The sequence below is a fragment of the Enterococcus sp. DIV0561 genome (assembly GCF_050539875.1).
GTDB lineage: Bacteria > Bacillota > Bacilli > Lactobacillales > Enterococcaceae > Enterococcus > Enterococcus faecalis.
This window is the reverse complement of record NZ_CP172927.1, coordinates 2,069,119-2,089,112: the sequence shown is the minus strand read 5'-3', so window position 1 is coordinate 2,089,112 and position 19,994 is coordinate 2,069,119. Positions and strand designations below refer to the sequence as shown.

19 protein-coding genes are annotated in these 19,994 nt (G+C 37.6%); 14 read left to right on the top strand and 5 right to left on the bottom strand.

What is annotated here, in order from left to right:
• Window positions 1–30 precede the first annotated feature (30 nt).
• Complete coding sequence (locus IGM13_RS10025) at window positions 31–2,295, top strand: DNA internalization-related competence protein ComEC/Rec2 (protein ID WP_162489080.1); 2,265 nt, start codon at window positions 31–33, stop codon at window positions 2,293–2,295.
• Window positions 2,296–2,352: 57 nt separating this feature from the next.
• Window positions 2,353–3,381 carry a DNA polymerase III subunit delta gene (holA, locus tag IGM13_RS10020; RefSeq protein ID WP_002362655.1) on the top strand — a complete coding sequence of 343 codons (1,029 nt, stop codon included), beginning with the start codon at window positions 2,353–2,355 and terminating at the stop codon, window positions 3,379–3,381.
• 51 nt (window positions 3,382–3,432) lie between these two features.
• Here the strand turns inward: holA and IGM13_RS10015 are convergent, their stop codons facing one another.
• Window positions 3,433–4,374 carry a 2-dehydropantoate 2-reductase gene (locus IGM13_RS10015; RefSeq protein ID WP_002382740.1) on the bottom strand — a complete coding sequence of 314 codons (942 nt, stop codon included), beginning with the start codon at window positions 4,372–4,374 and terminating at the stop codon, window positions 3,433–3,435.
• Window positions 4,375–4,542: 168 nt separating this feature from the next.
• Here IGM13_RS10015 and IGM13_RS10010 point away from each other — a divergent pair, with 168 nt between their 5' ends.
• Window positions 4,543–5,100 (top strand): acyl-CoA thioesterase, encoded by a 558-nt coding sequence (locus IGM13_RS10010; RefSeq protein ID WP_002382741.1) that lies wholly within the window; start codon window positions 4,543–4,545, stop codon window positions 5,098–5,100.
• Between the two features lie 86 nt (window positions 5,101–5,186).
• On the opposite strand, the gene rpsT is transcribed toward IGM13_RS10010, so the two are convergent.
• Window positions 5,187–5,438, bottom strand: coding sequence for a 30S ribosomal protein S20 (gene rpsT / locus IGM13_RS10005; RefSeq protein ID WP_002356703.1), 252 nt, complete (start codon window positions 5,436–5,438; stop codon window positions 5,187–5,189).
• A 210-nt stretch (window positions 5,439–5,648) separates the two neighbouring features.
• On the opposite strand from rpsT, the gene IGM13_RS10000 reads away from it, so the two are divergent.
• From IGM13_RS10000 to IGM13_RS09990, 3 genes are read left to right on the top strand one after another with little or no spacing between them, the layout of a single operon-like run.
• On the top strand, window positions 5,649–6,683 hold the full coding sequence (locus IGM13_RS10000; RefSeq protein ID WP_002356704.1) for an inorganic phosphate transporter: 1,035 nt from the start codon (window positions 5,649–5,651) through the stop codon (window positions 6,681–6,683).
• Window positions 6,684–6,695: 12 nt separating this feature from the next.
• Window positions 6,696–7,319, top strand: a complete 624-nt coding sequence (locus IGM13_RS09995) for a DUF47 domain-containing protein (protein WP_002378551.1) — start codon at window positions 6,696–6,698, stop codon at window positions 7,317–7,319.
• Between the two features lie 18 nt (window positions 7,320–7,337).
• Window positions 7,338–8,123, top strand: a complete 786-nt coding sequence (locus IGM13_RS09990) for a ChbG/HpnK family deacetylase (protein WP_002420031.1) — start codon at window positions 7,338–7,340, stop codon at window positions 8,121–8,123.
• A 39-nt stretch (window positions 8,124–8,162) separates the two neighbouring features.
• Here the strand turns inward: IGM13_RS09990 and IGM13_RS09985 are convergent, their stop codons facing one another.
• Entirely contained in the window at window positions 8,163–8,993 is an 831-nt protein-coding gene (locus IGM13_RS09985) for an undecaprenyl-diphosphate phosphatase (RefSeq protein WP_002356708.1), read from the bottom strand.
• Between the two features lie 115 nt (window positions 8,994–9,108).
• On the opposite strand from IGM13_RS09985, the gene IGM13_RS09980 reads away from it, so the two are divergent.
• From IGM13_RS09980 to IGM13_RS09960, 5 genes are all read left to right on the top strand, one after another.
• A complete protein-coding gene (locus IGM13_RS09980; protein ID WP_002382745.1) occupies window positions 9,109–9,669 on the top strand; it encodes a PTS sugar transporter subunit IIA in 561 nt (186 codons plus the stop codon).
• 297 nt (window positions 9,670–9,966) lie between these two features.
• Window positions 9,967–11,076 (top strand): DUF871 domain-containing protein, encoded by a 1,110-nt coding sequence (locus IGM13_RS09975; RefSeq protein WP_002382746.1) that lies wholly within the window; start codon window positions 9,967–9,969, stop codon window positions 11,074–11,076.
• Window positions 11,051–11,941, top strand: coding sequence for an N-acetylmuramic acid 6-phosphate etherase (murQ, locus tag IGM13_RS09970; RefSeq protein WP_002381571.1), 891 nt, complete (start codon window positions 11,051–11,053; stop codon window positions 11,939–11,941). Before IGM13_RS09975 ends, murQ begins: the two co-directional genes overlap by 26 nt.
• Window positions 11,942–11,963: 22 nt before the next feature.
• Complete coding sequence (locus tag IGM13_RS09965) at window positions 11,964–13,418, top strand: PTS transporter subunit EIIC (RefSeq protein WP_002382747.1); 1,455 nt, start codon at window positions 11,964–11,966, stop codon at window positions 13,416–13,418.
• A gap of 86 nt (window positions 13,419–13,504) precedes the next feature.
• A complete protein-coding gene (locus IGM13_RS09960) occupies window positions 13,505–14,353 on the top strand; it encodes a MurR/RpiR family transcriptional regulator (RefSeq protein ID WP_002382748.1) in 849 nt (282 codons plus the stop codon).
• 49 nt (window positions 14,354–14,402) lie between these two features.
• On the opposite strand, the gene IGM13_RS09955 is transcribed toward IGM13_RS09960, so the two are convergent.
• Together IGM13_RS09955 and IGM13_RS09950 are read right to left on the bottom strand one after the other, a co-directional pair.
• The gene (locus IGM13_RS09955; protein ID WP_002359733.1) at window positions 14,403–15,113 is read right to left on the bottom strand and encodes a histidine phosphatase family protein; all 711 of its coding nucleotides are present in this window, start codon (window positions 15,111–15,113) and stop codon (window positions 14,403–14,405) included.
• A gap of 40 nt (window positions 15,114–15,153) precedes the next feature.
• Window positions 15,154–15,780 carry an MBL fold metallo-hydrolase gene (locus IGM13_RS09950; RefSeq protein ID WP_002356716.1) on the bottom strand — a complete coding sequence of 209 codons (627 nt, stop codon included), beginning with the start codon at window positions 15,778–15,780 and terminating at the stop codon, window positions 15,154–15,156.
• A 219-nt stretch (window positions 15,781–15,999) separates the two neighbouring features.
• On the opposite strand from IGM13_RS09950, the gene guaD reads away from it, so the two are divergent.
• From guaD to guaC, 3 genes are all read left to right on the top strand, one after another.
• Window positions 16,000–17,385 (top strand): guanine deaminase, encoded by a 1,386-nt coding sequence (gene guaD, locus IGM13_RS09945; RefSeq protein ID WP_002380594.1) that lies wholly within the window; start codon window positions 16,000–16,002, stop codon window positions 17,383–17,385.
• Window positions 17,386–17,388: 3 nt separating this feature from the next.
• Window positions 17,389–18,720 (top strand): nucleobase:cation symporter-2 family protein, encoded by a 1,332-nt coding sequence (locus IGM13_RS09940; protein WP_002359736.1) that lies wholly within the window; start codon window positions 17,389–17,391, stop codon window positions 18,718–18,720.
• A 141-nt stretch (window positions 18,721–18,861) separates the two neighbouring features.
• Entirely contained in the window at window positions 18,862–19,839 is a 978-nt protein-coding gene (gene guaC / locus IGM13_RS09935; RefSeq protein ID WP_002362677.1) for a GMP reductase, read from the top strand.
• Window positions 19,840–19,994 lie beyond the last annotated feature (155 nt).

Below are 19,994 nucleotides of genomic sequence, written 5' to 3'. Positions count from 1 at the left end.
TTCTTCGTAGCTCTACTGACGAGTTGTGGGCTGTGGTGTCTTTTCGCACCTAGTCTATTAGGAGCTCTTCTTCTTTCTATCACTGTTATCCGTATTGTCTGTACAAAAAGTTTTCCTGTTATATTGGGAGGTTTTTTGTGCAGTTTTTTAATAGTAGGAGGCGTATTGATTTTCCAGTGGTTAAAGCCAGTCTCTTTGTTGCCTAAAGAAGTCCGCTTGTCAGGACAGCTAACGATATTGCCAGATGAAATACAAGTAGATGGCGATCAAGTAAAATTTCCTGCCAATTGGATCGTAAAAGGCAAAAGGCAGAAAGTGATGGCATTTTATCAATTAAAAAGTGTGAAAGAAAAACAGCAATGGCAACAACTAGCCACAACCATTCAGGCAACCGCTGTAGGTATTTTAGAATCCCCCCAAGGTCAAACCAACAAAAATGGCTTCAATTATCAACTATTTTTAAAGAATCAAGGAATCGAAGCTATTTTATTCATTGAGGAGATAGGACAACCGCGTTCCTTTTTTTCTTGGCGGTTTAAAGAAATCATTAGCGGCTGGCGGAAGTGGGCGATGGTACATATTCAGAAAAATTTTGCTGATACTAGTGCAATGTATATGAATGCGTTGCTCTTAGGTTTTCGTAATGAAGAATTTGCTGAAATAAGCGATAAATTTTCAGCATTAGGCATTTTGCATCTTTTTAGTTTGTCAGGGATGCATGTTTCTTTTTTCCTTCGTTTATTTCGCTTGCTGATGCTAAGAATCGCTCGCCGAACGCAAGAAAGTTATTTTTTGTGGCAATGCGGTTTTTCTCTGATATATGCTGGTTTAACAGGATTCTCAGTCAGTGTCATGCGGGCGCTTTTACAAACAAACCTCAATACGTTCAATCGACGATTTAATTGGCAGGTTCCGGCCCTCGATTGTTGGAGTTTAACTCTCTTAGTGCACTTGATTGTTCAGCCAACCCTCTTTTTTTCAGTCGGCGGTCAATTTAGTTACTTACTTTCCTTTGTTCTGCTGTTTTTAGAGCAAACATTAGTCGGTTATTCTTCGCCTTTCATTAAAAATTGTGTAGGCTCTTTCCTATTGGCTGTGGCTTCCTTACCTATTTTAGTCCAATCATTTTATGAATGGCCCTTGTTAGGGAGTTTCTTAACCTTTCTCTTGTTACCAATTTTTGAACGGTTCTTGTTACCGCTTTTGACGTTGAGCTTTTTTCTAGTGATTATTATGCCAGTACGCTATTTAGCAGCCTTGCTCGAACCACTATTTTTAACAATGAATGGTTTATTTGAGTGGGTGCTAGTTCACTTAAATCCGAAGCTGACCATCGGCTATTTAAATGCTTGGATACAAATTAGTTTGTTATTACTAATCGGACTTTCAATGATTTATTTAGCAGATAAGTCTAAAAAAATTTTTTTCTCAATCGGACTACTAATTATTTTGATAAATAGTAAATACCTTTCGCCAATTGGCATTGTTGCAATGATCGATGTAGGCCAAGGGGATAGTTTGTTTATCCAAGCGCCTTTTCACAGAAAAAATACACTGATCGATACAGGTGGTCGGTTGTCTTTTGACAAAGAAGCTTGGCGGCAACGGAAAAATAGTCGATCAGGAGCGGAATATTCAGTGATTCCTTTTCTCAAAAGTCAAGGAGTCAAACGTTTAGATGAAGTGATCATCACACACGCACATGAAGACCATTTTGGCGATTTATTAGCCATTGCGCAGAAGGTTCCAATTTCTGTTCTTTATTTCCCTAAAGGAGCAGCTGAAGCCAATTTTTCGTTTCACCAAGTCTTGAAACAACTCCAAAAAAGCGGGACAGACTGTCGGCCAATTTTAGCGCCCAAGCGAATTAATGGGCCCGTTTCTTTTCAAATTTTATCGCCAAATAAGAGCAGTATTGGGGGCAATAATGACTCGATAGTGTTTTCCACACAATTAGGTGGACGGCATTTTTTATTTACTGGTGACTTGGAAGCCGAAGGAGAAGAACAAGTGTTGGCTCGCTATCCCCAGTTGAAAATCGACATCTTGAAAGTCGGTCATCATGGTAGTAAAACGTCGTCAACTAAAAGATTTATCAAACAGCTTAATCCGCGAGAAGCATTGATTTCAGCTGGACTGAATAATCGTTTTAAACATCCTCATCAGGAGACATTAGCGACGCTGAAGGAGCAAAAAATAAATTATTATCGGACCGATCTTCAAGGAATGATTTATTATCAATGGTTACCTTGGCAAGGGCTTTCTAAAGCCAAATTTGTTAAAGAACAAGACTAGTATTTCCAGAAGTAACATGATAGGATAAACAAGAGAAACGAGAAAAGGAGCGAGCCAATGGAGTTACAAAAAGCTTTGAAAGAAGTGCGAGAGCAAAAAATCGCTCCAGTGTATTTATTAATAGGAACAGAACTTTATTTAACTGAATTATTTAAAACAACATTGATGAAAGAATTGTTGACGGAAGAGGATGATCAATTTAACTTTTTCTCATTTGATATGGAGGAAACACCTTTAAGTGCAGCGATTGCTGAAGCGGAAACAATTCCGTTTTTTGGTGATTATCGCCTTGTCTTTGTGGAAAATCCTTACTTTTTAACTGCCGAAAGAAAAACAAACGGTGTGGAACATGATGTCAATCTTTTATTGAATTATTTGGAAAGTCCATCACCAACAACTGTTCTTGTTTTTATGGCCTCATATGAAAAATTAGATGAACGCAAAAAAATTACCAAAGCATTGAAAAAAAATGCCACAGTAGTTGACGTCAATCCAATGGATGAAAAGGCTATTCGTCAGTACATTTCTCAAACGATTGAGAGCGAAGGGTACACTATTCGCTCCGATGCTTTTGATTTATTACTTCAATTGACAGACTTGAACTTATCAAAAATTATGGGAGAATTACAGAAGCTGTATTTATATGCCCTTGAAACGAAGACAATTACACGAGGTGCGGTTCAAGAATTAGTCCCTAAGTCTTTGGAACATAATGTTTTTGACTTAACCAATGAAGTACTTTCTGGAAACAGTGAAAAAGCTGTTCAATTGTATGAAGATTTACTTTTACAAGGAGAAGAAACCATTAAGTTAAATGCAATCTTATTGAATCAGATTCGCCTTTTTCTGCAAACCAAAATTTTGGCTAAGATGGGCTATCAACAAGCGAATATCGCTGATACATTAAAGGTTCATCCTTATCGAGTCAAGTTAGCGTTACAACAAGTCCGACGATTTGAATTGTCTAGATTAGAAAGACTTTATGATGAATTAGTTGAAAATGATTACCGCATGAAAACGGGCCAAATGGATAAAGAATTATTATTCCAATTATTTATTTTAAAATTGACTGCACAAGCAAAATAAGAAAGTGCCAGAGGCAAACGTCATACAACGATTGTCCCTGGCACTTTCTTTTTATTTAGCTCCTAATAGTTCTTCCTTTCCGTGAACAAGCTGTGTCAACATGGCACAGAAAGGTGTTGCTACGTTGTATTTTTGTCCTTTGCGCCAAACGGCACCATTGATGTAATCAATTTCTGTGAGACGATGATTTTTAATTAAATCTTGATACATAGACGGATAGTGCAAGCCAATACCGTTTGGATCATAAGTTTGAGCAATATGTGTATAGACTTCTGCTTGATCTAAATGAATGGCTTCTTTTTCTGCGACTGCTGCAAATTCACTGATTAATGTTTTAACAAGGGATTCACTAACAGGTAGTGCACCAAATTCGGCAATATTACAATCAAGGATTGTACACAAACCATTTAGCGTGCCATTGACACAGGCTTTCCGCCAAATAGAGTAGCGAACATTGCTACTATAGCTTGGATTTAAACCAGCTTGTTGGAAGACATCGACGACTTCTAAAGCAAATTCTTTACCAGAAGGATCAATATTTTCTAATTCAATTTCGCCATCACCTAAAAGTTTAACACGTCCCGGTCCTTCTAAACCAGCTGTCCACATGGTAATGCCAACCAAGATGTTTTCTTTTGGCACATATTTTTCTAGTACATCTTCATGACCTAAGCCATTTAATAAACATAGTACATACGTTTTTTCAGTAATCATTGGTTGAATCGCTTTAAACATTGCATCTAATTGTTGTGCTTTGGTTAAAGCAATAATTAAATCTACTTGTTCATTTTGATGGTCAATTTCTTCTGGTGAGAAGATTGGTAGTTTTGCGACAACTTCTTCTCCATTAAAATCAGCGATTAAACCATGTTCACGAATGGCTTCAATGTGCGCGGGCCATTGATCGATTAAAGTTACATCATTTCCGCCTTGATGCAACATAATTCCTAAACGGCTGCCCATAGCGCCGGCACCAGCAATTGCAATTTTCATGTGTATCCATCTCCTTAAAAGTTCTTTAACCGTTATTATTATACAGCAACTTTCCTAAAAATGAATAAATGGGACTTGCAAATTTGTTATTTTTTAAATGTTTCCTAAAAAGTAAGGATTGCATCAAATGGTAAAGTAAGCTAAAGTAAAGCGTGGAAAAGTTTATAAATGAAAGTAGAGGAATCGTTAATGACGAAAGAAAAATTTTGTCGAGAATCACGAGTGATTCAAACACATCGTGTATTTCCCTTTGATTTAAATCCCTTTGGTGCACTATTTGGTGGGAAATTAATGTCTTTAATTGATGACGCCGCATCCATTTCCGTTTCACGACATTGTCGGAGAGGGGCAGTTACAGCATCTTTAGATAACTTGAATTTTTTAAAACCTTTAAAAGAAAATCACTCAGTGTGTGTTGAAACGTTTGTTTCTGGCGTGCATCATAAATCGATGGAAGTATTTGTTAAAGTTGTAGGAGAAGATTTAACAACTGGCGAGCGTTATTTAGCGGCGACTTGTTTTACAACTTTTGTAGCCATTCCGTCTCATATGAATCCCGAAAGTGACTTCCAATTAGCGGCAGTCGTCCCAGAAACTGCAGAAGAAAAGTTGATTTGTTCCAATTATGAAACGAGACGACAACAACGTTTAGCTTTGCGAGAAGAGACTAAATTATTTAGTCAACATCTCACAACAGATTTACCGTGGATTGATTCACCTTTATAAAAAAATGTCCGAGTCTTTGTGAAAACAGACTTGGACATTTTTTGATGAAAAAAGAAGCTAACATGAATGCTAACTTCTATCTCACATTATTTAGCTAATTTGCTTAAACGAATTTTATCGCGGTTAGCTTTGTTTTTATGGATTAAACCTTTAGTTGCAGCCATATCAACAGCTTTAACAGCTTCGTTGTATAAAGCATCGACGTTATCAGCTCCAGCAGCTACAGCTTCTTCAAATTTCTTGATTGCTGTACGCATTGCGTTTGTTTGAGATGAATTTTTCGCATTCGCGTTAGCACTTGTACGTACGCGTTTGATTGCAGATTCGATATTTGGCATTTGTTTCACCTCCGATGATTTAGGTTTTACACTGGTCAGCCAATGTAATTCAACAGTAATCATTATACCTAATCCATTGTTCCATTGCAATAAAAGACGACAAGTTTTTTTCCTTAACAGACAATTTCAAGAAAAAAATAAGAAAATTTGCCAGAGCCTTAAGAAAAAAGCATACATTTTTTTTAAAACATGCTATGATAAAATAGATAAATGAAAAATGGTGGTGTCTTTGTGAGTATTGCATTATTGGTAACGATTACTTTGGTAATGGGTGTAATTTTTGTTAACGGTTGGACGGATGCGCCGAACGCAATTGCAACCGCTGTCTCGACTCGGGTGTTAAAACCGAATGTCGCAATTTGGATGGCTGTTGTGATGAACTTTTTAGGTGCATTAGTCATGACCTTTTTTAATGCCCAAGTAGCTGAAACGATTAGCAACATTGTTAGTTTTGACGCAAATGGAAACGCTTCACAGGTGGCTTTGGCTGCTTCGCTTTTTTCAATTGTGGTTTGGGCAGTTGCTGCGTGGTATTTTGGTATTCCCACAAGTGAAAGCCATGCGTTAATTGCCGGCTTGACTGGTTCGGCAATGGCATTAGGTGGTTTGGGTGCAGTCAATGGCTCGGAATGGATCAAAGTGCTTGTTGGTCTAGTTGTTTCTACCGTTATGGGCTTTGGCGGCGGATATTTGATTGCCAAACTTGTTGTGAAAGCTTTCTCGGCTGTGCCTAGAAGAAAAGCCAACAAATTTTTTACAGTTGGGCAAGCCTTTGGTGCAGGAGCTAATGCTTTTTTACATGGTGCGCAAGATGGGCAAAAATTTATGGGCGTGTTCATGTTAGTACTTTTTTATAATAATTTAGTCGAAAAAACAGGTGGCGGTTTTGTGATTCCGTTATGGGTTATGGTTCTGTGTTCCATTACAATGGGCATTGGAACTTCTGTGGGCGGCATGAGAATCATTAAATCAGTCGGGATGGATATGGTAAAACTCGAACGCTATCAAGGCTTCACTGCAGATTTAAGCACGGCTATTTGTTTATTTTTAGCATCGGCTTTTGGGATTCCAGTTTCAACTACTCATACAAAAACGACAGCGATTATGGGAGTAGGTGCTTCTAAGCGAATCTCAAGTGTTGACTGGCGTATCGTGAAAGAAATGCTGATAGCATGGATTTTAACTTTCCCAGGATGTGGGCTGATCGCTTATGTGATGTCAAAATTATTTATTGCAATTTTTTAAGGAGAGAAAAACATGGCACGTAAAAAACAATTTGATTATTTTGGAGAATTAAACCAGTTAGCAACAAATGCTTATGAAGCGGCAAAGGTTTTGCAAGAAATTGTAGACAATTATTCATTAGAAAACTTAGTAAAAAAATCAGAAGTGATTCATCAATTGGAAAAAGAGAATGATGAAATTGTTCGCAAAATTTTAAATGAACTCTATATTTCCTTTATTACGCCGATTGATCGAGAAGATATTGTCGATATTACGGATCACTTAGATAACATTATTGATAGCATTAATAGTTTGTCTTATTTACTTGATCATTTAGTTGTCGAAGAAATGATTACGCCCGCGCTAGAATTAACTGCTTATATTGTTAAAGCGACAGAAGGCGTTAAATCAGCAACGAAGGAATTTGCAAAATTTAAGAATTCTAAAACGTTAGTTTCATTGATTGATGAAGTGAATACGATTGAATCTCAAGGCGATAAATTATACAGTAGCGCCATGAAAGATTTGATGACCAACGAAAAAGATTTATTAAAAGTTATCAAGTGGAAAGATGTTTACGATCAGCTTGAGCGCACGATTAATGATTGTGAATCAGCTGTTAATATTATTGTCGGAATTGTCATCAAAAATACGTAAAGAAAAGAGGGGGAGCTGTTGGTTAAAGTAATTGTTGATGCTGATGATTTTGGGATGTCAGAAGCGATTAATCATGGCATTATCAAAAGTTATGTCGATGGTTTAACGACGTCGACACTTTTGATGCCCAATTTACCAACAGCAGAACACGCCGTTGCGTTAGCAAAAAATTATCCAGGCTTATTTGTAGGTCAGCATACGAATTTTTTATTAGGGAAACCTTGTGCGGACCCATGTATGATTCCTTCACTGGTAGATGAACAAGGCAATTTTCATCGCTCTTCTTATTATCGTCAACAAAAGCAAGTAACCTTCGTATATGAAGAAGTACGACTTGAAACGATTGCACAATTGACGCGCTTTAAGGAACTAACTGGACATTATCCTGAACATTTTGATTGCCACTCGATTGGGGATGAAGTGGTTGATCAAGTATTTTTAGAATTAGCAGAAGAGTACGGACTTCATACAACCCTGAAATATAGTGGGGAAAAAGAATATCCACCGCAACAAGGTTATTTCCAGGTGACACATTTGTTAGAGTCTGGCGCGTTATCTTATATTCACGAAGGCGTATCAGTGGAGAATTTTTTAGAAGATGACTTTGGTTTATTACGGATGCCGGAATCGGCAATTGCTGAGATGCATTTTGATGTTGGATATTTGGATCAATTTGTGTTAGACAATTCTTCTTATACCACTTTACGCTGTAAAGAATTAGCAACGATTTGTGATCCTCGTGTTCGTCAGTGGTTTGAAGAACAGGAGATTGAGCGAATAACGTTTGGCGATTTAAAAAAATAAAACCGTTGCTTTCACTGTTGAAAGCAACGGTTTTATTTTTTATGAGAATAACCAGTAGCCAATTAAAATCGCACCTAAAATTACACGATACCAACCGAAAACTGTAAAATCGTTTTTCTTCAAGTAATTCAATAAGAATTTAATCGCAATGATGGAAACAACGAAGGCAACAATAGAGCCAGTTAATAAAATAATGATTTCTTCTGATCCAAACGTATTTCCTTTGGCCAAGAATTTAAAGATTTTTAAAAAACTTGCTCCAAACATTACTGGAATTCCTAAGAAAAATGAAAACTCTGTTGCAACAAAACGTGAAGCCCCAATTAAGATTGCCCCTAAAATGGTCGCTCCTGAACGTGAAGTTCCTGGAATTAATGCCAGTACTTGGAAAGCACCAACGATTAAAGCGGCTTTATAAGTGAAGTCTTTTAGATTAGTACACTTCGGTGCAACATTTTTATTTCGTTTTTCAATGATAATAAAAGCAATCCCATAAACAATTAACATAATCGATACTGTTAAAAAGTTATAAAAATGTGCATCTAAATAATCATCAAATTTTAGACCAATAACTGCCGCTGGTAAACAAGCGACTAAGACTTTAGACCAAAGAATCCAAGTATCTTTTTTCTCTTCGCCATTTTTCTTTGGTGAGAAAGGATTCAATTTGTGGAAGTATAAAATAACAACCGCCATAATTGCTCCCAATTGGATAACGACGTTGAACATTTCCATAAAATCTTTACTTAGATCGAGTTTAATAAACTCATCCACTAAAATTAAATGTCCGGTACTACTAATTGGAAGCCACTCGGTAATTCCTTCGATAATACCAAGAATAATTGCTTTCCATAGGTTAGCAAAAAGCATGTCACCATTCCTTTCTGAAATAAATGCAAAATACATCAAGTATAAGTATACCCGCTGACAAAGTAAATGCCAATGCAAATTCTTATTTTAAAATAAATTTTAGAATTATACAAAGGTGCCACTTGTAATTCATGAAACTTTTTTCTATACTAGTGATACTTTAAAAAATGGGGGAAGAGAAATGTTTGGATTTTTGAAGAAAAAGAATGAAGTTGTCGAAAATAATACAATGTATGCCGTTGCCAATGGAACCGTTATCCCAATTAGTGAAGTGAATGATCCTGTTTTTTCACAAAAAATGATGGGAGATGGCTACGCAGTAGTTCCAGAAAATGGTGAAATTTATGCACCTATTGAAGGAGAAGTTTTAAGCGTTTTCCAAACAAAACATGCCATTGGTTTAAAAATGACAAACGGTCTTGAAATTTTATTACACATGGGTATCGATACGGTGGAGTTAAACGGGGCACCGTTCACTATTAAAGTGAAAGAAGGCGACCAAGTGACTGCAGATACGGTGGTCGCAATTGCTAATTTAGAAGCAATTAAAGCAGCTGGTAAAGGAACTGAAATGGTTGTCATCATTACCAACATGGATAAAGTAGCACAATTTTCGTTAGAGAAAACTGGCGTGGTTACAGCTGGTACACCAGTTGGCTCTGCCACAGCCAATTAATGCATTAGACGAGGTCGGGACAGAACTGTTTAGCTCCGAGAAATAAGAAGAAATTTCCGAAAATTGATCTTTGATTTTTGGAGAATTTCGGCTTATTTCCGAAGGAGTTGGTTCTGTTCCCGCCGTTTATCAGTTTTTGAGCGTGGAGCAAAAATCCAAAGTGATTTTTGTTCCACGCTCGTTTTTTTTTGAACAGAAATAAAATTTTATTTTGGAATTAAAAAATATTTAGAAAAATAGTTGAAATATTATTTCAAACAAGTTATAATGAAAGCGTATTAGAGAGGAGCTAAAAAGATGTATGGTATTTCAGTTTTTCTTGGTGAAGAGATTACAAACGATACAATTATTTATATCAAAAAGATGAAAGCGCTTGGATTTGATGGTATTTTCACTTCTTTACACATTCCAGAAGATGATACTTCCCTTTACCGCCAACGCTTGACTGATTTAGGGGCAATTGCTAAGGCAGAAAAAATGAAAATTATGGTAGATATTTCAGGTGAAGCGTTAAAAAGAGCGGGTTTTTCTTTCGATGAATTAGAGCCTTTAATTGAGTTGGGCGTAACTGGCCTCCGGATGGACTATGGCATTACGATAGAACAAATGGCTCATGCTTCACATAAGATTGATATAGGATTGAATGCTAGTACCATTACACTGGAAGAAGTGGCTGAGTTAAAGGCTCACCAAGCGGACTTTTCTCGCTTAGAAGCTTGGCATAATTATTATCCAAGACCTGAAACAGGCATTGGAACAACATTTTTTAATGAAAAGAACCGCTGGCTTAAAGAATTAGGCTTACAAGTTTTTACTTTTGTGCCAGGAGATGGGCAAACAAGAGGCCCAATTTTTGCTGGTTTACCAACATTAGAAAAACATCGTGGGCAAAATCCTTTCGCCGCTGCCGTTGGTTTGATGGCTGATCCTTATGTCGATGCTGTTTATATTGGTGATCCCAAAATTAGTGAGCGAACCATGGCTCAATTTGGTTATTATCACCAAACCAATCAATTTCTGTTAGAAGTAGCACCTAGCAAGAGCCGCTATTTGAAGCGAATACTTGGGACTCATACCAATCGTTTAGATGCTGCAAGAGATGTTTTGCGAAGTGAATTATCAAGAACGAGTGAAATGTTCAGAAAAGATGAAATTGCAACGATTGAGTCAGAGCAGACTGAAGCCCGTCCAGTGGGAACCGTAACGATTGATAATGAAAAATATGGTCGCTATATGGGAGAAATTCAAGTCACACTGGTGGACTTGCCGAAAGATGAAAAAGTCAATACGATTACACAAATTATTGAAAAAGATCAAACGATATTGCCGTTAATCAAGGCAGGCAATCAATTTACGCTAGTCACGGAAGGAACGATAGAGAATGAATTTAGAAAACTTAACAACTGAACGTAGAAATGAAAATACAATGGGCTTAGATGAGATGAGTGTCAAAGAAGCTTTACAAAAAATGAATCAAGAAGACCAAAAAGTTGCAATTGCAGTGGGTCAAGAATTAGCAGCCATTGAACCAGTGGTAGAAGCCATCATCAAAAGCTTCAATCAAGGCGGCCGCTTGATCTACATGGGCGCTGGTACGAGTGGTCGGTTAGGTGTCTTAGATGCAGCCGAATGCGTACCAACTTTTGGCGTCGAGCCAGAGATGGTTCAAGGCCTCATCGCTGGTGGTCAAAAAGCAATGACTGTCGCAGTAGAGGGTGCCGAAGATTCAAAAGAACTAGGTCGTCAAGATTTAGTTGATCTAAAATTATCAGCAAATGACATTGTTGTTGGGATTGCAGCCAGTGGTCGGACGCCTTACGTAATTGGCGGTTTAGAATATGCTACAACGGTGGGAGCAGCTACCGCAACTGTGGCATGTAATAAAAATGCCGAAATTAGTAAATATGCGCAAATGCCGATTGAAGTAGATGCAGGACCTGAATTTTTAACAGGTTCGACTCGCTTGAAATCTGGGACAGCTCAAAAATTAATTTTAAATATGTTATCAACTATTTCCATGATTGGTATTGGGAAAGTCTACAATAACTTAATGGTTGATGTAAAACCAACCAATGAAAAATTAGTGGAGCGTTCCAAACGGATTATTATGGAAGCAACGGGTTGTAGTTATGAAGTTGCCGAACTAAAATTTGTAGAAGCAGAAGAAAATGTGAAGTTAGCAATTGTAATGATTTTAACTGATAGTACTAAAGAAGAAGCAACACAAAAATTAATTGACGGGAATCAATTTATCAAGAATACATTAAATTAAGGAATTAGGAGGGTGTTTTAACATGGCAGAAGAAAGAATTAAACGCATTGCTGATGGGATTTATAAAGAAGTTGGTGGTCAAGAAAACGTGGACAAAGTCATTCATTGTATGACTCGTGTTCGTATGGATATCCGCGATTATGACAAAGTGGATATTGAAGGATTGAAAAAAATTGATGGCGTTATGGGCGTCGTAGAAGACGATACGTTGCAAGTAGTTGTTGGTCCAGGGACTGTTAACAAGGTTGCACAAGAAATGGTAGATCAAGCAGGTGTCAAATTGGGAGAACCATTTAATCATGGCACCGCAACTGATGATTCAGCAGGCAAATCTGGAAAAGATTTAGTAGAAGAAAAAGCCGCTCAAATGAAAGCACAACAAAAAGCGAAACAAAATAACACTTCACCATTTAAAAAAGTGTTAAAAGCCATTTCTAGTATCTTTGTTCCAATGATTCCTGCCTTTGTTGGGGCTGGTATTATTGGCGGGATTGCAGCTGTTATGTCTAACTTAGTTGTTGCTGGTGATATTTCAGCTTCATGGCAACAATATATTGATGTCTTAAATATCATTAAAAATGGGATTTTTGCTTATTTAGCTCTTTACACTGGGATTAACAGTGCCAGCGTTTTTGGTGCAACGCCAGCGTTGGGTGGTGTTATTGGGGCAGTCACAATGTTGACAGGAATGAATCCAGATGCTCCAATCAGTAATATTTTCACTGGGGGAACATTATCTGCAGGACAAGGCGGAATTATCGGTGTTATTTTTGCCGTATGGTTATTATCCTTGTTAGAAAAACAATTGCATAAAATTGTCCCAGAATCAATTGATATTATCGTAACGCCAACCATTTCACTTTTAGTGATTGGCTTAGCAACTATTTTCTTAATCATGCCTGTAGCCGGAGCTATTTCTAATGGCTTAGTTGGTATTATCAATGTTGTCTTAGAAAAAGGTGGCATGGTTGCTGGCTTTACTCTTGGTTTAACCTTCTTGCCAATGGTAATGTTTGGTTTACATCAAATTTTGACGCCAATCCACATTGAAATGATTAATCAAACAGGGATGACTTTGTTATTACCAATCTTGGCCATGGCTGGTGCGGGACAAGTCGGTGCAGCTTTAGCATTATGGATTCGTTGTAAATCAGATAAAAAATTAGTTGAAATGATTAAAGGTGCCTTGCCAGTTGGGATTTTAGGTATTGGTGAACCATTAATCTACGGAGTTACTTTACCATTAGGACGTCCATTCATTACTGCTTGTATCGGCGGTGGTATTGGTGGTGCGGTGATTGGGGCCTTCGGTAATGTTGGTGCGATTGCTATTGGACCAAGTGGGGTGGCTTTAATTCCATTAATTGCCAACAACCAATGGCTTGCTTATGTATTAGGTTTATTGGCTGCTTACGCAGGTGGTTTTGTAGCAACGTTATTCTTTGGGATTCCTAAAGATATGCAAACAACTAAATAATAAATAGAAAAAGGAGAACTTGGCTTCTCCCTTTTTCTTTGTTAAAATTTAATTGCGTAGGAAATGGTGTATCAGGAGGGGTGTTTATGCAACAAAATATTGTCTTATCTATCCAAGATCGTCTACAACAATTACCAAAATCAGAACGAAAAATCGCAGAATATATTTTAAAAAATACAGAAACAGTTATTTCAATGAATGCGCAAGAGCTAGCGAAACAAGCAGGATCAAGTCCAGCGGCAATTATTCGCTTTTGTCATTCTATGGATGTGAATGGCTTCACAGAGTTGAAACTTTTATTATCTGCAAATCTTGGCCAAATGAAGCAGCAAATGTACACTGAAGTTACTAAGGGGGAATCAACAGCTGACATTAAACAAAAGTTACAAGCGCGCTTTGTTCATGTGGTTGAGCGAAGCGGTCAGACATTGGAGGATGTCGCAGTGAATGAAGCCGTTGATTTGTTGGAAAAAACAGAAGTAATTTTTGTCTATGGATTAGGTGCCTCTTCGTTGGTTGCTCAAGATATTTATCAAAAATTTACGCGATTAGGCCGAACGGTATTTACAACATTGGACCATCATTTATTTGCTTCTATGTTAGGCTCAACAGAAAAGCCTAGTGTTTTTATTGTTATTTCTAATTCTGGAACGAATAAAGAAGCAAGTACTTTAGCTGATTTAGCGAAGCAGCAAGGGATTCCTATTATTAGTATCACACAAGATGAAAAATCAGTGATTGGTGAAAAAAGTGATATCGTCCTCCAAACCTCTAGTGGGGAAGACGTGCCATTGAGAAGTGCGGCTACTGTTTCCTTGGTGGCACAATTGTATGTAGTCGATGTTTTATTTTTTGCTTATGCAGCAAAAAACTATAAGGAAACCTTAGAAAAAATTCAAATCTCAAGAAAAAATGTAGAACGTTTAAAAGAATAAACAAAAAGAGAAGGTTATCTGTCATTTTGACAGATAACCTTCTCTTTTTTTACAATAAACGGCGCTTTTCAGCGATCTTTTTTCCCTTTTCAATATAAGAAATATCATTAATTCCTTGAATGGTAAATGTTCCTTTTTCGTAAGTTAAGGTCGTCACGCTACCATTCTCCAGTGCCATCTGCATAGGCAAACTTGCATCAATTAAGGAAAGTAAAAAGGAAATTGTTAGTCCATGGGAAACCACCATGACTTTGCCGCCACCATTTTTTTCTCGATGATGAGCGATATCTTCGAAACCAGACCAAACACGATCACGGATAACTTCATAAGGCTCCGCCCAGTCAGCCGTATCGGCTTCAATAATAGCATTTGCTAACTCGCGATAGGTAATCTTCGTGGTCATCATGTCCTCATAACTTTTAAAAGCTAAAATGCGTGGCACCACACCCCAAAGTTCACCATCATAGCCACCATCTAAAGAACCAAAACACCACTCACGAATCCGTTTATCGGTTAGGTAAGGAATCTTTTGGTGGTTTTGATGTTCTTGTAAAATAATCTGAGCGGTTTGCATGGCACGACCACTATCACTACTATAGGCTTCCTTAAAGTCTATGTCTCTAAGACCTAAGCCTAAATGATAAATGCCTTCTTCTCCTTGTTTGGTTAAGGGGGTATCTGACCAGCCTTGGGTACGGCCAATCGTATTAAACATCGTTTTTCCGTGACGAATAATATAAAGTGTCGTTGCTTCAGTCATTGCTACTCCTCCTAAGTTTCTTTAAATAGTGAATAAATCTCTAATTAAAAAATGGGTTTGTGGCTTTTTCATGTTGAATGGTTGTGGCATCACCATGGCCTGGATAAACAGGAAATTCTTCCGGTAAAGTGAATAGATAGGTCGTAATGCTGTGTAATAATTGTTGCATATCACCAGTGTGTAAATCGGTACGACCAATACTACCTTTAAACAATGCATCCCCAACAACAACAAAATCATCAAAGACAAAGCTGACGCTACCAATTGAATGACCAGGTGTTGGGACTACGGAAAATTTCATGCCGCCAATTTCATAATCGGTTAGTTTAAATTCATGTTCGGCGGGTTGAACAATAATATTTGCTATATCATCATGTCTGCCTAATCCTGAAAGATTCAAAATAGGATTGGAAAGCCACGCTTGTTCTAATGGACTAACATAAACAGGGATTTGATAATGATGGCGCAATTCTTCTACCGCACCAATATGATCATAGTGAGTATGTGTTAATAAAATAGCGGCTGGTTTCTTCCCTAAACGGGTAATTTCTTGAATTAGTTTTGCTCCTTCTGCACCTGGATCAATAATTAATAATGCTTCTTCATTATAAACAAGATAACAGTTTTCTTGAATAACACCTGTTCTAATTTGTTCGATCTGTATCATCTCAGGACCTCCTAAAGTTCTAACGATTCTCTTCAAGTATACCGAAGAATCTTAAGAATAGAAAGTTTTCTTGTTTATCCAAAGAAAAAATAAATCATTCTTAGAATGTTCGGTTTTTGCTTGTTTGAACATGGATTTTTAAAAAAAAAATCACATTTTTATAGTTATTAAGCGAAAGTTTATGTATAATCTTCATGTGATAGTAAGGAGGAGTATTAAATGTTTCATTTTGTAATAAAAGGAACAGGTTTTTCTAGTAAAAATTTGCAAGAGATTAAAGTTTATGAAGAGACACTTTTTTGTATAGATGAGGCCGGAGTAATTCAGGAAATAATTGAACCAGATGCTGAAGCGTATGAAACTGTGCTAGCAGAACAAAAAGAGGCACAACGTTTTCAAGAATTGCCCCAAGATTCTTATCTTTTACCCGGCTTTGTTGATTTACATGTCCATGCACCTCAGTGGGCACAATCTGGGACCGCCTTGGATATTCCATTGTATGAATGGCTGAATACGTACACGTTTCCTTTAGAGTCCAAATTTGCAGATTTAACATTTGCCCAACAAGTCTATGATGAACTGGTAACCCAATTGTTAGCTAATGGGACAACAACAGCCCTTTATTTTGCAACCATTCATTATGAAGCTAGCCGTCGTTTGGCAGAGATTTGTGCGGAAAAAGGGCAGCGTGGCTTAATTGGTAAAGTTGTAATGGATGATCTTAATGAGAATCCTGAATACTATCGTGATCAAACAACGCAACAAGCATTAGAAGAAACGGAACGGTTTATTCAAGAAATTCAAACATTAGCGCAGCAAACAAAACAAGGCGTATATCCCGTTGTAACTCCGCGTTTCATTCCTAGTTGTACAGAAGAAGCACTTAAAGGATTAGGAGAATTAGCAGCGAAATATCAAGTCCATGTTCAAAGTCATTGTAGTGAGAGTGATTGGGAACATCAATTTGTTCAAGAACGTTTTGGAAAAAATGATGCTCAAGCATTGAATGATTTTGGTTTATTGACAGAAAAAGCAGTGATGGCACATGCAGGCTTTTTAGAAGAAGCAGATATGAATTTATTCCATGAAACAGGGACGGCTGTAGCGCACTGCCCAATCTCCAATGCTTATTTTGGTAATGCAGTAACACCGATTGCAAAATTAGTACATCAACATCAAGTAGAAGTTGGTTTAGGTAGTGATCTTTCAGGTGGTTTTTCACCAAGTCTTTTTGACAATTTAAAGCAAGCGGTTATTTCTTCTAGAATGTTAGAAGATGGCGTCGATGCTACAAAAAAACCAGAAGTACGAGGTGTTAAAACAGCACGGATTACAGTAAATGAAGCGTTTTATTTAGCTACTGCTGGCGGTGGCCAAGCGCTAAGTTTGCCAATTGGGAAATTAGAAAAAGGGTATGCTTGGGATGTTCAAATTATTAATACAAGCTTGTCACAAGCACGAATCCCTAAAAATCCAGGGGAATCATTGCTTGATATTTTCCAAAAAATCTTATATTTAGCACGACCAGAGAATATTCGAGAAGTCTGGGTACAAGGTGAAAAAGTACATGATAAAAATTTAATGTCAGCAACTAAAGGAGCATAAAAAATGAGTGAAAAGAAACAAAATAATCTTCATTTAACAGTGGGGCCAGAAGATTCAGTATCTTTTGGGCAGGCCACTATGTTAGGGATTCAGCATGTCTTAGCAATGGACGTGTACGTCGTACCTGTGATCATTGCTTCAATTATTGGGATTAGCACAGCACAAACGTCTTCTTTAATCCAAGCAACATTCATAGCAGCAGGACTTGCCACGATTATTCAATCTCATTTTTGTATGAGATTACCAGTTGCGCAAGGCCCTTCATTTATTCCAATCGGGGCAATTGCAGGAATTTATTTTGCCAATAACCAACAAGGAAATGGCTGGGGCGCAGTTTTAGGTGCTAGTTTAGTGGGGGCAATTGTTGTTATTATATTAGGATTTACTGGTATCTTTAATCGTTTAATCACTAAATTTGTTCCACCAATTGTGGGAGGAACAATTATTTTTGTGGTGGGGCTTTCGTTAATGCCAGTCGCTTTATCGGATAATATTTACCACGCAAAAGGGGAATTAGGACAAAATATTTTATTAGCATTTATAGCAGCGGGGACGTTGATTTTCTTTGCGCTCTTAGGTTCTGCTTTGAAAAAAGGGCGGATTTTCCGCGTTTCTTCTGTCATTTTGGCATTATTATTTGGGAGCATCGCGGCACAATTATTAGGGGTACTTGATTTATCAGCCGTTAGTGAAGCGGCTTGGTTTAGTTTGCCTCAGTTACCATTAGTTAACTTTTCTTTCCAATTTGATTGGTCAGCTATTGCCACGATGTTAGTTATTTATCTGGTTTTAATGGCGGAAACAACAGGCACTTGGTTTGCTGTGAGTCATGTTGTCGCTGAACCTTTGACCGAAGAAAAAATTAATCGCGGCGTAATTGGTGAAGGCTTAGGTTGCTTAGTTTCTTCATTCATTGGCGGCACGCCAGTAACTAGTTACTCTACAAATGCTGGGATTATTTCAATCACTGGAGTTGCTAGTCGCAAGGTTTTTGTGGCTGCAGGTGCGTGGTTTGTCTTATTTGGTTTATCTGGAAAACTTTCCACCTTGATTTCGGCCATTCCGGCACCAGTTATCGGCGGCGTTTTTGTGGTTGTTTGTGGCATCATTTCTGTAAGTGGAATGAAAGTCATGAGTGATGTAACAATTCATGAAAAAGAGATGTATGTAATTGCCGTTCCGATTATTATGACATTAGCGTTGACATTGTTACCAAAAGAGTTTTTGGAAACTTTACCACAATTTTTACAATATTTATTTAGTTCACCCGTGGCAACTGCCTCAATTGTTGCTATTTTATTGCAGGCCATTTTACCAAACGTTCAAGAAGGGTAAAAAGATTAATTTTCGTTAAAACGCCTTTGACAAGTGGCGGTGAATAGTGTAAATTAACAATGGTGTTTGTAAACACGAACGTTAAATGACCGAATGTTCGGTTTTTACGTTATTTTTGTAAATAACTAGGAGGCAGTAAGTATGAAAGTTTTTGATTATGAAGATGTCCAATTAATTCCCAATAAATGTATCGTGAATAGTCGTTCTGAATGTGATACTACAGTAACTTTAGGAAAACATTCGTTTAAAATGCCTGTCGTTCCAGCGAACATGCAAACAATTATTGATGAAACGATTGCGGAAACCCTTGCTGAAAATGGTTATTTTTATATCATGCATCGGTTTGATGAAGAGGCGCGAGTGCCATTTATTAAAAAAATGCAACAAAAGGGCTTGATCACGTCAATTAGTGTGGGCGTGAAAGAAGGGGAATACGCTTTTGTTGAAACGTTAGCCCGAGAAGGTTTAGTTCCTGACTACGTGACAATTGATATCGCCCATGGTCATTCAAATGCGGTGATTAATATGATTCAACACTTAAAAAAATTTTTACCAGAAACGTTCGTTATTGCGGGCAATGTTGGAACACCAGAAGCCGTTCGCGAATTAGAAAACGCTGGAGCCGATGCCACCAAAGTGGGGATTGGACCAGGAAAAGTTTGTATTACTAAAATTAAGACTGGCTTTGGGACAGGTGGCTGGCAGTTAGCGGCTTTACGTTGGTGTGCCAAAGCTGCTCGGAAACCAATTATTGCAGATGGTGGGATTCGGACCCATGGAGACATTGCAAAATCTGTGCGTTTTGGGGCAACTATGGTCATGATTGGTTCACTATTTGCTGGACATGAAGAATCACCAGGTGAAACAAAAGTGGAAGATGGCGTTGTTTACAAAGAATACTTTGGTAGCGCCTCTGAATTCCAAAAAGGCGAAAAGAAAAACGTTGAAGGGAAAAAAATCTGGTTACGCCATAAAGGGAAGTTGGCAGATACTTTAGTCGAAATGCAACAAGATTTACAATCTTCCATTTCATACGCGGGAGGTCGCGATTTAGAAGCGATTCGTAAAGTTGATTATGTGATTGTAAAAAATTCTATTTTTAATGGTGATACCATTTAAGATTCAACTATAGACTGAAAAGAAGACAGCACGTAGTGCAGAAATTAAAATGATTTCTGCATTACGTGCTTTTTTTACTTTACCTATCGTAGTAATCGTGTTAAGATAATTACAACGACAGACGTAGTACGATAGTTGAAGTACTTGAGGGAGGA

Excerpts from the sequence above, each read along its gene's own strand:
- holA (WP_002362655.1), top strand. The coding sequence starts at position 2,353 with ATGGAGTTACAAAAAGCTTTGAAAGAAGTGCGAGAGCAAAAAATCGCT.
- IGM13_RS10015 (WP_002382740.1), bottom strand. The coding sequence starts at position 4,374 with ATGAAAATTGCAATTGCTGGTGCCGGCGCTATGGGCAGCCGTTTAGGA.
- IGM13_RS10010 (WP_002382741.1), top strand. The coding sequence starts at position 4,543 with ATGAAAGTAGAGGAATCGTTAATGACGAAAGAAAAATTTTGTCGAGAA.
- rpsT (WP_002356703.1), bottom strand. The coding sequence starts at position 5,438 with ATGCCAAATATCGAATCTGCAATCAAACGCGTACGTACAAGTGCTAAC.
- IGM13_RS10000 (WP_002356704.1), top strand. The coding sequence starts at position 5,649 with ATGAAAAATGGTGGTGTCTTTGTGAGTATTGCATTATTGGTAACGATT.
- IGM13_RS09995 (WP_002378551.1), top strand. The coding sequence starts at position 6,696 with ATGGCACGTAAAAAACAATTTGATTATTTTGGAGAATTAAACCAGTTA.
- IGM13_RS09985 (WP_002356708.1), bottom strand. The coding sequence starts at position 8,993 with ATGCTTTTTGCTAACCTATGGAAAGCAATTATTCTTGGTATTATCGAA.
- IGM13_RS09975 (WP_002382746.1), top strand. The coding sequence starts at position 9,967 with ATGTATGGTATTTCAGTTTTTCTTGGTGAAGAGATTACAAACGATACA.
- murQ (WP_002381571.1), top strand. The coding sequence starts at position 11,051 with ATGAATTTAGAAAACTTAACAACTGAACGTAGAAATGAAAATACAATG.
- IGM13_RS09965 (WP_002382747.1), top strand. The coding sequence starts at position 11,964 with ATGGCAGAAGAAAGAATTAAACGCATTGCTGATGGGATTTATAAAGAA.
- IGM13_RS09960 (WP_002382748.1), top strand. The coding sequence starts at position 13,505 with ATGCAACAAAATATTGTCTTATCTATCCAAGATCGTCTACAACAATTA.
- IGM13_RS09955 (WP_002359733.1), bottom strand. The coding sequence starts at position 15,113 with ATGACTGAAGCAACGACACTTTATATTATTCGTCACGGAAAAACGATG.
- IGM13_RS09950 (WP_002356716.1), bottom strand. The coding sequence starts at position 15,780 with ATGATACAGATCGAACAAATTAGAACAGGTGTTATTCAAGAAAACTGT.
- guaD (WP_002380594.1), top strand. The coding sequence starts at position 16,000 with ATGTTTCATTTTGTAATAAAAGGAACAGGTTTTTCTAGTAAAAATTTG.
- IGM13_RS09940 (WP_002359736.1), top strand. The coding sequence starts at position 17,389 with ATGAGTGAAAAGAAACAAAATAATCTTCATTTAACAGTGGGGCCAGAA.
- guaC (WP_002362677.1), top strand. The coding sequence starts at position 18,862 with ATGAAAGTTTTTGATTATGAAGATGTCCAATTAATTCCCAATAAATGT.